This is a genomic window from Enterococcus sp. DIV1090 (genome assembly GCF_050537975.1).
Classification (GTDB): Bacteria; Bacillota; Bacilli; order Lactobacillales; family Enterococcaceae; genus Enterococcus; species Enterococcus faecalis.
Genome location: NZ_CP172917.1, coordinates 2,569,382 through 2,583,961, shown reverse-complemented (window position 1 = coordinate 2,583,961; position 14,580 = coordinate 2,569,382). Strand labels below are relative to the sequence as shown.

At 36.8% G+C, this 14,580-nt stretch carries 11 protein-coding genes; 10 read left to right on the top strand and 1 reads right to left on the bottom strand.

All coding sequences use genetic code 11. The annotated features are described in order from the left end of the window. The first annotated feature begins 343 nt into the window (after positions 1 to 343). A complete protein-coding gene (locus tag IGL48_RS12580) occupies positions 344 to 4,249 on the top strand; it encodes a polysaccharide lyase family 8 super-sandwich domain-containing protein (RefSeq protein WP_010824231.1) in 3,906 nt (1,301 codons plus the stop codon). Between the two features lie 70 nt (positions 4,250 to 4,319). Here IGL48_RS12580 and IGL48_RS12575 read toward each other — a convergent pair whose 3' ends face one another. Further along, a complete protein-coding gene (locus IGL48_RS12575) occupies positions 4,320 to 5,723 on the bottom strand; it encodes a dicarboxylate/amino acid:cation symporter (RefSeq protein WP_025190632.1) in 1,404 nt (467 codons plus the stop codon). Between the two features lie 280 nt (positions 5,724 to 6,003). Here IGL48_RS12575 and IGL48_RS12570 point away from each other — a divergent pair, with 280 nt between their 5' ends. The 9 genes from IGL48_RS12570 to sstT all read left to right on the top strand — a co-directional run bounded on the left by IGL48_RS12570 (position 6,004) and on the right by sstT (position 14,552). Then, the gene (locus IGL48_RS12570; RefSeq protein ID WP_010824230.1) at positions 6,004 to 6,810 is read left to right on the top strand and encodes a DUF5677 domain-containing protein; all 807 of its coding nucleotides are present in this window, start codon (positions 6,004 to 6,006) and stop codon (positions 6,808 to 6,810) included. A 42-nt stretch (positions 6,811 to 6,852) separates the two neighbouring features. After that, entirely contained in the window at positions 6,853 to 7,362 is a 510-nt protein-coding gene (gene gst / locus IGL48_RS12565) for a DinB family glutathione transferase (protein ID WP_002389448.1), read from the top strand. A 137-nt stretch (positions 7,363 to 7,499) separates the two neighbouring features. Further along, positions 7,500 to 7,964: an RNA polymerase sigma factor gene (locus IGL48_RS12560; RefSeq protein ID WP_002390448.1), complete on the top strand. Its 465-nt coding sequence runs from the start codon at positions 7,500 to 7,502 to the stop codon at positions 7,962 to 7,964. A 2-nt stretch (positions 7,965 to 7,966) separates the two neighbouring features. Continuing rightward, on the top strand, positions 7,967 to 8,893 hold the full coding sequence (locus tag IGL48_RS12555) for an anti-sigma factor (protein ID WP_002368394.1): 927 nt from the start codon (positions 7,967 to 7,969) through the stop codon (positions 8,891 to 8,893). A 151-nt stretch (positions 8,894 to 9,044) separates the two neighbouring features. Then, the gene (locus IGL48_RS12550; protein WP_002386294.1) at positions 9,045 to 10,826 is read left to right on the top strand and encodes a hypothetical protein; all 1,782 of its coding nucleotides are present in this window, start codon (positions 9,045 to 9,047) and stop codon (positions 10,824 to 10,826) included. Between the two features lie 111 nt (positions 10,827 to 10,937). Continuing rightward, a complete protein-coding gene (gene truA / locus IGL48_RS12545) occupies positions 10,938 to 11,678 on the top strand; it encodes a tRNA pseudouridine(38-40) synthase TruA (protein WP_002355033.1) in 741 nt (246 codons plus the stop codon). Between the two features lie 23 nt (positions 11,679 to 11,701). After that, on the top strand, positions 11,702 to 12,661 hold the full coding sequence (locus IGL48_RS12540) for a restriction endonuclease (RefSeq protein WP_430601652.1): 960 nt from the start codon (positions 11,702 to 11,704) through the stop codon (positions 12,659 to 12,661). A gap of 116 nt (positions 12,662 to 12,777) precedes the next feature. Beyond that, positions 12,778 to 13,161 (top strand): potassium channel family protein, encoded by a 384-nt coding sequence (locus IGL48_RS12535; RefSeq protein ID WP_002355036.1) that lies wholly within the window; start codon positions 12,778 to 12,780, stop codon positions 13,159 to 13,161. Between the two features lie 128 nt (positions 13,162 to 13,289). After that, positions 13,290 to 14,552, top strand: coding sequence for a serine/threonine transporter SstT (gene sstT / locus IGL48_RS12530; RefSeq protein WP_033918092.1), 1,263 nt, complete (start codon positions 13,290 to 13,292; stop codon positions 14,550 to 14,552). Positions 14,553 to 14,580 lie beyond the last annotated feature (28 nt).

The window sequence follows — 14,580 nt, the reverse complement described above, 5'->3', positions numbered from 1 at the left end:
AGCACCCATAATTATTATTTTAAAATGAGAAAAAATTAAGGGATTATCATAAAAATCAATATTTTTAACGTGAAAAGTTGAATAAGCTCTTCAATGAAGAAAACACTATTGACAGTAATCAAAAATTACCTTAAAGTGAAAGCGTAAACATGTATAACATTTCATGTGACTAGGGAAAACTAGGCATGAAAAGTCTGTCTGAAGTAATTACTTTAGGTTGTCTTTTCATGCCTAATTTTTATATAGAATACTTAGTAGAGGAGGAAGTTGATTAAATTATCAGAAAAAAGTGTTTGGAAAAGTCGGATTGGTTGCTTAAAAATAGAAAGATATGGGGAAAAATATGATTAAAAAAATAATAGTCGTTGTTGCTTTCATGCTTACAGGCTTCTCGCTAACTGCGATGAGTGCCTCTGCAGAAGAAATAACTGATTTATTTTTACAAAAAGAAGTGACATATTCTGGTGTGGAAGGAGGAAAAATTGGAGAGAATTGGAAATACCCTCAATTTGTTGGCGAAAAAGCTGTCGATGGCGATGAAACAACACGCTGGTCCGCTGATAAGCAAGATGAACAATGGTTAATTGTTGATTTGGGTGAAGTAAAAAACATTGGCGAACTCGTTTTACAGTTGCATGCAGAAAGTCCTGTGTATGAAATCTTAGTTTCAACAGATGGTGAAAGCTATCAATCTATCTTTAAAGAAGAGAATGGGCAAGGTGGCCAACCTACTAAAAAATATATTGATGGCAATAATGTACAAGCACGTTTTGTAAAATATCAGCAGATGAAAATGTGGCAACACACAAATAAGCAATTTTACAGTTCAAGTATTATTTCGTTTGAAGCATATGAAAAAAAACGATTGCCAGAAGCGATTAAACTTTTAACAGAGAACCTGACTATTAGTGAAAAAAGAAAGCAACAGCTAGCCTTTGAAGTGTCACCAGCTGGAGTAGATATCACAGAGGATCAGATTGAGTGGTCGAGTAGTGATCCTACCATTGTGACGGTTGACCAAACGGGTAATTTAACAGCAGTTAAGAGTGGTGAAGCGAAGGTAACAGTCAAAATTAAAGGAACAGAAATTAGTGATACAATTCCTGTGACTGTTGTAGCAGAAAATAAACAATATGCGGAAATGCGAGCAAAATGGAAAATGCGATTGTTAGGTACAACGCAGTATGATAACGATGCAGATGTGCAACAGTATCGTGCCCAGATTGCTACGGAGAGTTTAGCATTATGGCAAACGCTTAATCAAGCAGCAGATCGTGAGTATCTGTGGGAACGAAAACCATCGGATACAGTGTCTGCTGATTACACGACTCAATTTACCAATATTAAAAAATTAGCGTTAGGCTACTATGAACCATCAAGTGAGCTTTTTGAAAAACCAGAAGTTTATGATGCGATTGTTAAAGGCATTGAATTTATGATTGATACAAAAAAATACAATGGAACGTATTACACAGGTAACTGGTGGGATTGGCAAATTGGTTCCGCGCAGCCGCTAACAGATACATTGATTTTATTACATGATGACCTATTGAATACAGATGCAGAAAAATTAAATAAATTTACTGCTCCGCTGATGCTGTATGCAAAAGATCCAAACATACAATGGCCAATTTATCGTGCAACAGGGGCTAACTTAACAGATATTTCAATCACCGTTTTAGGTACTGGACTTTTGTTAGAAGATAATCAACGCCTAGTACAAGTACAAGAAGCTGTTCCGTCCGTTTTAAAAAGTGTTTCCTCTGGTGATGGCTTATATCCTGATGGTTCCTTGATTCAACATGGTTATTTTCCGTACAACGGCAGTTACGGGAATGAGTTGCTAAAAGGGTTTGGACGAATTCAGACTATTTTACAAGGTTCCGACTGGGAGATGAATGACCCTAACATTAGTAATTTATTTAATGTTGTTGATAAAGGTTACTTACAATTGATGGTAAATGGAAAAATGCCATCGATGGTTTCTGGTAGAAGTATTTCCAGAGCGCCAGAAACGAATCCTTTTACTACAGAGTTTGAATCGGGTAAAGAAACAATAGCTAATTTAACCTTAATTGCAAAATTTGCACCAGAAAATTTAAGAAATGACATTTATACATCTATCCAAACATGGCTTCAACAAAGTGGGTCATACTATCATTTCTTTAAAAAACCAAGAGATTTTGAAGCGTTAATTGACTTGAAAAATGTAGTGAATAGTGCGTCACCTGCCCAAGCGACACCAATGCAATCTTTAAATGTATATGGTTCGATGGATCGAGTCCTACAGAAAAATAACGAATATGCGGTGGGTATCAGTATGTATTCACAACGTGTCGGAAACTATGAATTTGGGAATACGGAAAATAAAAAAGGCTGGCATACAGCAGACGGCATGCTTTATTTATACAATCAAGACTTTGCTCAGTTTGATGAAGGATACTGGGCAACGATCGATCCATATCGATTACCAGGAACGACAGTTGACACAAGAGAATTGGCAAATGGTGCTTATACAGGGAAACGCAGTCCCCAGTCATGGGTAGGTGGCTCAAATAATGGACAGGTTGCCTCTATAGGAATGTTTTTAGATAAAAGTAATGAAGGAATGAACTTAGTTGCTAAAAAATCTTGGTTCTTATTAGATGGTCAAATCATTAATTTGGGAAGTGGCATTACTGGTACGACAGATGCTTCGATTGAAACAATCCTCGATAATCGGATGATTCATCCACAGGAAGTGAAGCTTGACCAAGGTTCAGACAAAGATAATTCTTGGATTAGTTTAAGCGCAGCGAATCCATTGAATAACATTGGCTATGTTTTTCCTAATTCAATGAATACGCTTGATGTTCAAATAGAAGAACGCTCTGGTCGCTACGGAGATATTAACGAATACTTTGTTAATGATAAAACCTATACAAATACATTTGCTAAAATTAGTAAAAATTATGGCAAGACTGTTGAAAATGGTACTTACGAATATTTAACAGTGGTTGGGAAAACGAATGAAGAAATCGCAGCTCTTTCTAAAAACAAAGGCTATACTGTTCTAGAAAATACAGCAAGCTTACAAGCCATTGAAGCAGGTAATTATGTCATGATGAATACATGGAATAATGACCAAGAAATTGCAGGACTGTATGCGTATGATCCAATGTCGATTATTTCAGAAAAAATTGATAACGGTGTTTATCGCTTAACTCTTGCGAATCCTTTACAAAATAATGCATCCGTTTCTATTGAATTTGATAAGGGCATTCTTGAAGTAGTCGCAGCGGACCCAGAAATTTCTGTTGACCAAAATATTATCACTTTAAATAGTGCGGGGTTAAATGGCAGCTCGCGTTCAATCACAGTTAAAACAACTCCTGAAGTAACGAAAGAAGCGTTAGAAAAATTAATTCAGGAACAAAAAGAACACCAAGAAAAAGACTACACCGCAAGTAGCTGGAAAGCCTACAGCGAAGCATTGAAACAAGCACAAACTGTGGTAGATCAAGCAACAGCAACGCAAGCAGAAGTAGACCAAGCAGAAGCAAAACTACGCTCGGCAGTGAAGCAATTGGTAAAAGTGCCAACTAAAGAAGTAGATAAAACCAACTTGTTGAAAATCATCAAAGAAAACGAGAAACACCAAGAAAAAGACTACACCGCAAGCAGCTGGAAAGTCTACAGCGAAGCATTGAAACAAGCACAAACTGTGGCAGATCAAACAACAGCAACGCAAGCAGAAGTAGACCAAGCAGAAGCAAAACTACGCTCGGCAGTGAAGCAATTGGTAAAAGTACCAACCAAAGAAGTAGATAAAACCAACTTGTTGAAAATCATCAAAGAAAAAGAGAAACACCAAGAAAAAGACTACACCGCAAGTAGCTGGAAAGTCTACAGTGAAGCATTGAAACAAGCACAAACTGTGGCAGATCAAACAACAGCAACGCAAGCAGAAGTAGACCAAGCAGAAGCAAAACTACGTTCGGCAGTGAAGCGATTAACATTGAAAAATAGTGGGGAAAATAAAAAGGAACAAAAAAATGGGGGGAATAATGGACACTTAAATACTAGTGCGGGAGTTGATCAAACTGGTACGAAACAAGTTAAGCCATCAAGCCAAGGTGGTTTCAGAAAAGCTAGCCAATTTTTACCGAGCACAGGAGAAAAGAAATCAATCGCGCTTGTGATTATTGGCCTTCTAGTTATCGCCAGTGGGTGTCTTTTAGTTTTTCGTAAAAGTAAATCGAAGAAGTAAAAAATTACGGATTCACTAAAAACATAATAAAAAAGCAGACTTCCATACAAGAAGTCTGCTTTTTCATTAATTACTCCGCTTCCGCATTTTGCAAGTCAGCGACATCAGTCAGATAAGTGGCTTCATCCAACAAATCTTCCGAATGTGCAACATAAATCGCAGTGGCGCTATCACCAACCACGTTTAGGCTAGTAACGAGCATTTCGATTGGACGATTAATGGCTAAAATCAATGAATACGTCGCAATCGCAATCTCATTGTTATAGTTTAAACCAGTTAAAATAGTGAAAAGGATAATTCCGCCAGCGCCAGGTGCCGCCGGTGTACCAATAGATGACATTAAAGCTAAAATGGCAATCAAGGCAATATTAGCTGGTGTCACTTCATAACCAGCTACGCCCGCCACAAAAATAGCCGCAATTACTTGCATAATCGCTGTGCCGTTCATATTAATAGTCATTCCTAACGGCAAGACAAAGGCGGCAACATCGCTGTCGACACCTAACTCTTCAACCGTTGTTTTTGTATTTAACGGTAAAGTGGCTGCCGAAGAAGAAGTAGAAAATCCAAAGACCACAACTTTCATAATCTTTTTAATAAAAGGAACAGGATTTAATTTTGTCGCAAATAAGATAAATAATGGGTAACCGATCATCAAAAAGGCTAAGAGCGTCGCTGTCGTTGTTATGACGTAGACTAACGCTGGTTTTAAATAATCAATCCCGTAGGAAGCAAACGTCCGAACTAACAACATAAAGACGGCGATAGGAGCAAATTTAGTAATTACAAAGGTTAAAAATAACGTGACCATCGCATTGACTTCTTCAATTAATTTTTTGAAAACACGAATTTTATCCCCTAATGCATTAATACATAAACCAGTAATCACTGCCAACACAACAACGGCTAAAATTGCACCATTGTCGCTAAATGCAGAACCGATATTTTTCGTGACAGCATTGACAATCACCATTAATGGGTTGCCGCTCGTACTTACTTCGACAGGAGCTAGCGTTTCAGATAACGACACATTAAAAGCGCCAGTTAAATATACGCTATAGCCCACAATTCCTGCTGTTAGTAGAGCAATCAGTGACATCGATAAAAAGCCAAAAATCGTTTTATAGGAAATTCGTCCTAATTTTTGCGTATCGGTAATATGACAAATGGCTAAAGTAATTGAAGTAAAGACCATCGGCACAATCACTAATTGTAGGCCGTTGATAAATAGTTGACCAATAATATAGAAAAGCCCAATCGCAGATTGTCCTTTTTCAGGATCTGAAATATCTTGGAAAAGAATCTGATTGATTGTCTGCCACACAGCGCCTTGATTGCTGCGAATAAGGTACTCTCTTAAAAATAAAAAGCCGAGCCCAACGATTAACCCTCCCACCAATGAAATCACCATTTTTTTGGTAAATGAGATACCTTTCACTTCACGTTTTTTCTTTTCCACTTTGTTGCCTCCCAAATAAATTGATTAAGCACCGCGCAAAAAAAGCCTTGCACACAAAAAAAGGGCAAGACATCTCGTATCATTCACTATACAAAAATACAGAATTTTACAGAACTTTGCCTTGTTAGCCTCTCGGACTATCTTAAAGGTACTTTTCCACATAATAAGGGAAAGTAGAAATAATGTCAATTGTTAATGTTAGTCATTGTGAAAAACTCATAAAAATAAGTGTTTAAAGGTTTGGAGGGTAAGTTTTAAGTATGATAAAATTAAATAGTGTGAAGGAGTGAATAGGGTGAAAAGTAATAAATATAGTGATAAGAAAATAAAAGCTGAATTAGTTAATGAGGTTGAGAAATGTTACTATTTAATAATTGATAAGCTAAATAAAGAAGAAATTCTATTTGAAGATCATGTTTTAATGAATTTAACAAAAAATTATATAGAAAAAATACAAACAATAATTGACCTTTCTTATTTAGGAAGAGGAGAATCCATATCTATTTTAACAAGAGCATCTATTGAGACTTACGTAAGCATTATTCATATACTGAATGGAGATACAGAAAAATTAGCGACATCATACTACTTAAATCAAAAAATTCAAGTAATTAGAACTATCATTAGATCATCGGACAGTGAAATTATATTAAAACCAGAAGAATTGAATCAACTTCAAAAAATATCTTCATCTATAAATTCATATAAAGATTATTTAAAATATTATGAAGATAAATGGTTTTCACTTTTTGAAGCTAATCCTAATAAAATCGCGGAATATAAAAGAAAATGGTATTCATTAGATTGGAAAATTAAATCTTTTACACAATTGATGCAGCATATAGGAATAAAAAAAAATATAGTAAATTTTTATTATGGTTTAACATCTATAGATGTACATGGCATGAGTGGTATTGGAATAATTGAGGAAAATATCATGACGTGGAAAGTCATACCAAAATACATGTGTTATATATTTATAGAACAAAACATAAGTAATTTAGTATATAGTTTGCTTGAAAGATATGACTTAATGGAAGATAAAGAAATATCGGATATTTGTACAAAAATAGTTAATTCAATGACATTCATTAATGATTAAAAGCATAAATCGCAATAAATAATCTACAAAGGAGGTATTTTTATGAAAGTCACTCAACTTTCTAGTGAAACCCTTGACCGAGCGCACGAACGTTTTGAAGAAACACTTGCGCAAATGACCGTTGCCGAAGCAAACACGATGCCCGCACCATTAATCAAGTCTGTTACTTGGCTGATGTGGCACACAGCCAGAGAATTAGACCTACAAATTTCCGCACTTAATCATAGTGATCCGTTATGGCTTAGTCAACACTGGACAGAAAAATTTGCCTTGGATTTGCCAGATGAAACAGAAGACTGGCATCACACACCAGAGGAAGCGGCGAAAGTCGTGGTGGCAGAAAAGCAATTGCTTAGTGACTATTTGGCTGCCAGTGTGGCACTTACCAAAAGCTATTTAGACCAAATCAAAGAAGAACAATTGTCAGACGTGATTGATAAAAATTGGACCCCGCCGGTGACTAGACAAGTGCGTTTAGTTTCAGTGATTGATGATGCAGTGATGCATTCTGGGCAAGCCGTTTATACACGAAGATTAGTCATTGGAAAATGATAAATAAGCAAAAACAAAAATGCTTCTGCTTAAGCAGGAGCATTTTTTATTGAGAGAAAAATACATAAAAATAATGAACGAAGGACTGTCCACTTTTTCCCTAGTTGAAACGTTGTATAAGTGAAAGGAGAAATCAGATGAAAAAGGAGGCAAATTTTGACGAAGTACTATTTTCTTTGGGGCAAGAAGTCATCCAAGTCTTGATTCGCCGAGGAGCAAGTCTTGAAGATGCACAAGATGCAGTGTCGCAAACGTATACAACGATTTTTTCAATATTACCTGAAATTACATCAGAAAATCTACGCCCGTGGTTTTTCCGAGTAACATTTAATTACTACATTACGATGTATCGAAAAAAGAAACGAGAACGCACTTTTGTGGCAAACAGCCATCCTGTGAAATCAATAGAAAAAATGGAAGGGCAAGAGTTATTATTATTGATCGATTCCTTAAAAGATGAGGAACAAGAACTATTACTTTTGAAATATTATTATCAATTATCGTATGCCGAGATTGCGTTGATTTTAGAATTATCTGTTGAAAATGTTCGCAAAAAATTGTATCGCACACGTCAAAAATTAAAAAAAGAACTGGAGGAATAGAAGTGGATTTAAAAAAAAGTATTCGTAAAGCGAAAAGAAAACAATTTATCGTGATTGGTGCCATAACCGTTGTTAGTTTTGCCGTATTGTTTGTCGGTTTTTTTGTGGGAATGGATAAACTTTCGACGAAAAACTATCATACCCTACTAGAAGTAATTAATGATCAAGAAATGATTGCTTCACCAAACACTCAATTAGATTCCCAAGTAATTGCTAATAGTTCGCCTTTTGGGGGCGAAGTTGTGACCAATCGTTCAAAAAATATTGATGGTTACACGGTGGAGTGGAGTAATTTACGTAGCAGATATAGCTTTTTCAGAAATTCGATTGACTGGAATGAAGTCTATCCTGGTAGCTATTATTCTTCTAAGAATTTTTATGAATACAACCGACAAACCAAGCAGAAAGTAGCATCTTTTTATAACCCAGCGATTACCAATTACTATGGTGGTATCAAAAACGAATTAACTGAATTAGATAAAATGGAAAACCAAGTAGCGGAAGTGGCGATTTCTTTTGATAAACCTTATCCATATGAAGAAGTCCGCAAAATGTTACCGAGCAATGTCAACTTAGTTTGGCTCTATGTTTACTCCGAAACGGTTAATGAAAAAGAGGGGCCTTCTGGTACTCTGCCTTATGGTTTTCAATTAAGCATGGACGATCAAAATGAAATATTTGATCCTGAAAACGACAAGCAACACTTTTTTGAAACCTTAGAAAAATCCCCCATGTTTGCTGACAACCAAGAAGGCCAAAAGTTTATCCAACAAAATAAAAATAAAAAAGTCGAAAAATTACCTATTTGGGGAGTCATGCTCACCGGACAAACTAAAAATTTCAAAGCCTTACAAAATGAACCTTTTGTTCGTGGCGCTTCAATTGGCGTGACCGCACCTATCGTTCCTTATATTCAGCCAGAGAAATAAACGTTCTTCAAAACTCTAAGCCTTCCGACTGATTTTGCTTCAACGATATTGTCAGTAAAAATAGAAAACGTTATAATAGAATGGATCACAGGAAGTGCTTCTACAATGCGTGGGAGCACTTTTTTTACTTATCTATGAGGAGGGCAAGTGAATGTTTTTTAATTTTATTGGGTTAACGTTATTTTTTGGTATCGGGATCTTAGTTGCGAATGGCGCCAAAATTGTAGCGAATAAAGGGAAAAAGAGTAAGGGGACCATTCTGTTAATGGCGATGGAATTGCTCTTGTTAGGTATCTTTTTATTTGTGACTTTGCCAAGTAAAAATCTTTCAACCGTGTTGTGGATTAATTTGATTGGCGCAGTGATTGCTAGTGGGGTGTTATTAAGTACACGCTTAGCTAGTAAAGTCGAAGTTCCTGGTATCCAAAAGGGCCGCAAAGAAGTAGGCAAGAATACCAACAAAACGGCTAACAAAGACTGGTCTGGCAAAATTTTGGGTGTTGCCGTTTTGGCAATGATTTTGTTGACCATTGTCAGTAGTATTACCAGAATTTCTTCTATTGATGAAATTTATCAAACGATTCCTTTAAAAACGGAAGAAAAAGCTGAAGTTTTAACTTCGGCGAAAGAAACACCCATTGCGATTGCACCACAAACGGCGAAACGAAAAATGTTACAGAAATTTTCCGTCATTCCCAATTCCAATATGTTTACTTTGGATGGTATAACAGCACAAGTTGTCAATGGCGAGTATGTTTATGTAGCAACAGTCGAATTTAATGGCTTCTTTAAATGGCTAAAACTGGGGGAAGTACCTGGCTATTTCATCATTAGTGCGACAGATATCAACGCACAGCCAGAATTTGTAGAAAAACCAATCGTTTACACTCCTTCAGCTTACTTTGGCAAAGATGCCGCACGAAAAATTTATTCCGCTTATCCAGGTTATGCAGCAACTGGCACAATCAATTTAGAGCTGGACGACCAAGGGAATCCTTACTATATTCAAACGCTTTACAAAGAGTATGGGGTTTCTGGTCGCATGCACTATAATGAATTTAAAACGGCGGTATTAAATGCTACAACAGGAGAAGTTAACGTTTATGACAGTCAAAAAGCCCCAAGTTTCGTTGATGCGCCGATTACTAGCTCAGCGGCGAATAGCTTAAATGAATTCTTTGGTCGTTACAGTCAAGGCTGGTGGAACCAGACAATGTTTGGTGCCAAAAAAGATGTTAAAATTCCAACTGAAAATGGTATTTATGCATCAGGACAAATTACGCCGATGATGAACAAGGAAGGGAACCAGTTGCTTTATTTTACGGACTTTACAAGTAGTGAAAAAGACCAAGATTCCGCTTTAGGTTACTCCTTAATCAATGCCCGAACAGGCCAAGTTACGTATTATCGTGATACTAAAGTCGGCATTATGGATAGTGATGGCGCCATTTCTATCGCCTCAAAAATTTATCCAGAAAAGAAATGGAAAGCTAGTATGCCAGTCCTTTATAACATTGATGGCGTGCCAACGTGGATTGTTTCGTTAATGGACAGTAAAGGGATTTTCAAAAAATATGTCTATATAAACGCCGTAGATAATGATATTGTGATTGATGCAGACACGGCACAAGGCGCATTAGACGCTTATCGAATTGAGTTAGTAACCAAAGGAAGTAACAATGAAAATACAGACAAAGCCAACTTGAAAACGATGCAAGGGAAAGTAGCTCGTGTCTCAGTAGTAGCTGGGGAAGCGCAAACGGTAGTTTCATTTTTACTAGAAGATGAAAAAACCATTTTTAGCGTAACGACTAATAACAGTCCGCTGGCGCTATTCTTAAAAGAGGGCGACCAAGTGACATTTAAAGCCGTAGTGACTGAAAATGCTAAAGCAGCGAATGTTGAAGAATTGAAAATTGCAGGATTAAACTAAATAAAACACCTCTTTTCTATAGAAAAGAGGTGTTTTATTCTTGGAAAAGAAGAAAAATCCACTTATTTCTGCTATGATAAGAGAGAAAAAGAATACGAAGGAGCTTCGCCCATGCGCAACATAAAATTAACCATTGAATATGATGGTAAAAGATACTCAGGTTGGCAACGACTAGGCAATTCAGAGAAAACGATTCAAGGGAAAATTGAAAGTATTTTAACACAAATGACGGGTGAACCGATTGAAATTATTGGCTCAGGCAGAACGGATGCCGGCACACATGCACGTGGTCAAGTAGCGAATTTTAAAACGACTAGTTCACTAACAACAACCGAAATGTTATCCTTTTTAAATCGATATTTACCTGGCGATATTGTTGTTAAAGAAGTTACAGAAATGCCTGAACGTTTTCATGCACGGTATAACGCCACAGGCAAACAATACAGCTACTATGTTTGGAATAGCCCAATTCCTAATGCCTTTGAACGGTATCATAGTTTTCACTTTCCCAAAGCGTTGGATCAAGAAAAAATGGAACAAGCTTGCCAAAAATTAATAGGGACCCATGATTTTATTGGCTTTTCAGCATTGAAAAAAACCAAAAAATCGACTACTCGAACGATTGAAAAGATTACGATTGAAAGAAACGGCGAAATGTTACAGTTCACTTTTGTGGGCAATGGTTTCTTGCATAAAATGGTCCGCATCCTCGTTGGGACACTTTTAGAAATTGGTGCAGGCACCAAAGAATTAGCGATAATTGATGAATTGTTCGCAACAAAAGTCCGAGAAGGCGCAGGTGAAACGGCTCCTGCACAAGGGTTGTTTTTAGATGAAGTGTATTATAAATAAACAACTTTAGAGGTGGGGGAAAAGTGAATAAAGATTGGAAAAAACTAAAAGCGTCTAATGAAGGTATTCCAATATTTGAATCATTAATGCCATATACTTTAGAAGTTTTGAAAGATGGAGATGTACTGAACAGAAAGATCATTTTAAAGCGTATTATTCAGTTCTTAGATATTCCGGATGAAATTGCCTCAATGATGTATCCAAACTACCCTCAAGGAGATGGGATTTTAGCAAATCGTTTCAGCTTTGCTATCAGTGATTTGTATAAAGCTAGAGCTGTTGAACGGATTAAACGAGGTATGTATCAAATAACAGAACTAGGTTTGGATTTATTAAATAATTATGGTGAAAAAATCAATAGAAAACTTTTGGAACAACAACCTGCATATCAAAAATATATGCAAGAATTAGTCGAACGGAATAATCGTGTTGGAACGACTACTATCGAAGCAAGCGCACCAATTGAAAGTGCTAAAATAGACATTGAGGATATGATCAACAATCAAAATAATCAAATTGCGATTGAACTATTAAATAAAGTTCGACAAGTGGAGCCAGTATTTTTTGAAAAGCTAGTTATACATTTATTGGAGACAATGGGATATAGTGGAAAACACGGAACGGCAGTTGTTACATCCAAATCAAATGATGGTGGAATAGATGGTATCATCAATCAGGATCCATTAGGAACTAGTACTGTTTATGTTCAAGCAAAGCGATATCACGAAACTAATACCATTGGTCGCCCTGCTATACAAGGATTTTATGGCGCTTTAGCTGCTGTAAATGCAGATAGAGGAGTTTTTATAACAACTTCTAGTTTTAGTGCTAATGCGCACGAATTTGCCAAAAATCAAGGGATAGTTTTAATAGATGGTATTAAATTAACAGAGCTCATGTTAGAGTTTGGTGTTGGTGTAGAAATAGCCAAGACGTACAAGCTATTTAGAATTGATAATGATTACTTTGAAGATGAGCTTTAGCTTATTATAAATAACAAAAAAATAAATTTTCTTTAACCACACCAATTAAAAAGTTGAACTTTATCTAAAAAGTGCTAACGTTAAGAAGAGATTAACAATAGAAAGAGGTCATTTTTTTGCTATCTTTACTTATTTCTGTCAAAAAATTATTTTCATCTTTTTTAGGTATCTTAAAAAAAGAAGACACGCGTGCCTTGTTCTTTTTATTGGCAACCACGTTGTTGAGTGGGACCATTTTTTATTCAACAGTGGAAAAATTGTCGCCATTAGATTCGTTATATTTAAGTTTCATGACGTTAACCACGATTGGTTATGGAGATGTGCATCCAGTTACTGACTTGGGAAAAATTTTCACCATGGTTTATGCTACCGTGGGCTTGGGGATTATGGCTATGTTTATTTCGGTCGTAGCAAAATCCTACTTGTATTCTAAACAAAGTCATCACCATCATCACCATAAAAACAAAGAACATTCAGCGGAAAAGTCTTCAGAAAAATAGACGAAATTGATGAGTTGACCAAGTGTTTCTCGAAAAATGAAAGTTTTTTGAGAAACACTCTTTTTTTATCTTAATAATTATGGTAGTATGTCCCAAACTGTATTTTATTTTAAAGGAGCGTGAAGTGAATGGTCAAAGCGATTCGGAAATTATCGTTAATTCAAAAAATCATGATAGGGATTGTGATTGGAACCACCTTGGGTTTCTTGGTGCCGGAATGGACCTTCATCAGCGTTCTTGGTGAATTGTTTGTGGGCGCCTTAAAAGCAATTGCGCCGATTTTAGTTTTTGTCTTAATTATTGCGTCGCTGGCCCAACAAAAGGCTGGGGCGAAAACATATGTTGGATCAATTTTAGTTGTGTATCTGTTAGCGACATTTTTGGCAGCTGTTGTTGCCGTGACGGCAAGCTATCTGTTTCCCGTTAAGATTGTCTTGGAGGCGGCGCAGGAAGCGCAAGCAGCCCCAACGCAACTTAGTGATGTTTTAAGCAATGTGTTAACAAGCGTTGTCCAAAATCCGATTCAAGCGATGATTGAAGGCAATTATTTATCTGTTTTATTTTGGTCCTCATTAATCGGCATTGGGTTACGCCAAAGTTCGGTCGCTACCAAGGATGTGATTGCCAATCTTTCGACAGGGATTACCACGGTCGTTCAAATGATTATCGGCATTGCGCCAATTGGGATTCTGGGATTGGTGTTTCATTCGGTGGCAACAACAGGCATTGTAGGGTTAGCCAAGTATGGTCAGTTACTATTATTGTTAATTGGTACGATGGCCGTGGTTGCTTTAGTCGTTTATCCAGCGATTGTTTTTTGGAATATTCGGCAAAATCCGTATCCGTTAGTCTTTTTTGTATTAAAGGAAAGTGCGATTCCCGCATTCTTTACACGCAGTTCTGCGGCCAATATTCCCATTAATATGGAATTGGCGAAAGCAATGGATTTAAATGAAGAATCTTATGCGGTCTCTATTCCACTAGGCGCAACGATTAATATGGGCGGCGCAGCCATTACGATTACTATTATGACATTGGCGGCAGTCCACACATTAGGCATGTCCGTACCAATCTATTTAGCATTATTGTTGAGCATCATCGCCGCTGTTTCTGCTTGTGGGGCTTCAGGAATTGCTGGTGGCTCCTTGTTGTTAATTCCGCTTGCATGTAGTTTGTTTGGCATTTCCAATGATATTGCCATGCAAGTCGTCGGCGTTGGCTTTATCGTCGGCGTAGTCCAAGATTCCATTGAAACAGCGTTGAACTCTTCTAGTGACTTGTTGTTTACCACCTCAGTTGAGTTAGCAGACCGACGTAAAAATGGTGAAATTATTGATGTTAAAGCGTTAATTGGCAAAAGTCAATTGGTGGTCGAACAAGAAAATATTTAAAAGAAAGGAACAACCCACTAAAATGCGG

Excerpts from the sequence above, each read along its gene's own strand:
- IGL48_RS12580 (WP_010824231.1), top strand. The coding sequence starts at position 344 with ATGATTAAAAAAATAATAGTCGTTGTTGCTTTCATGCTTACAGGCTTC.
- gst (WP_002389448.1), top strand. The coding sequence starts at position 6,853 with ATGAAAGTCACTCAACTTTCTAGTGAAACCCTTGACCGAGCGCACGAA.
- IGL48_RS12560 (WP_002390448.1), top strand. The coding sequence starts at position 7,500 with ATGAAAAAGGAGGCAAATTTTGACGAAGTACTATTTTCTTTGGGGCAA.
- IGL48_RS12550 (WP_002386294.1), top strand. The coding sequence starts at position 9,045 with ATGTTTTTTAATTTTATTGGGTTAACGTTATTTTTTGGTATCGGGATC.
- truA (WP_002355033.1), top strand. The coding sequence starts at position 10,938 with ATGCGCAACATAAAATTAACCATTGAATATGATGGTAAAAGATACTCA.
- sstT (WP_033918092.1), top strand. The coding sequence starts at position 13,290 with ATGGTCAAAGCGATTCGGAAATTATCGTTAATTCAAAAAATCATGATA.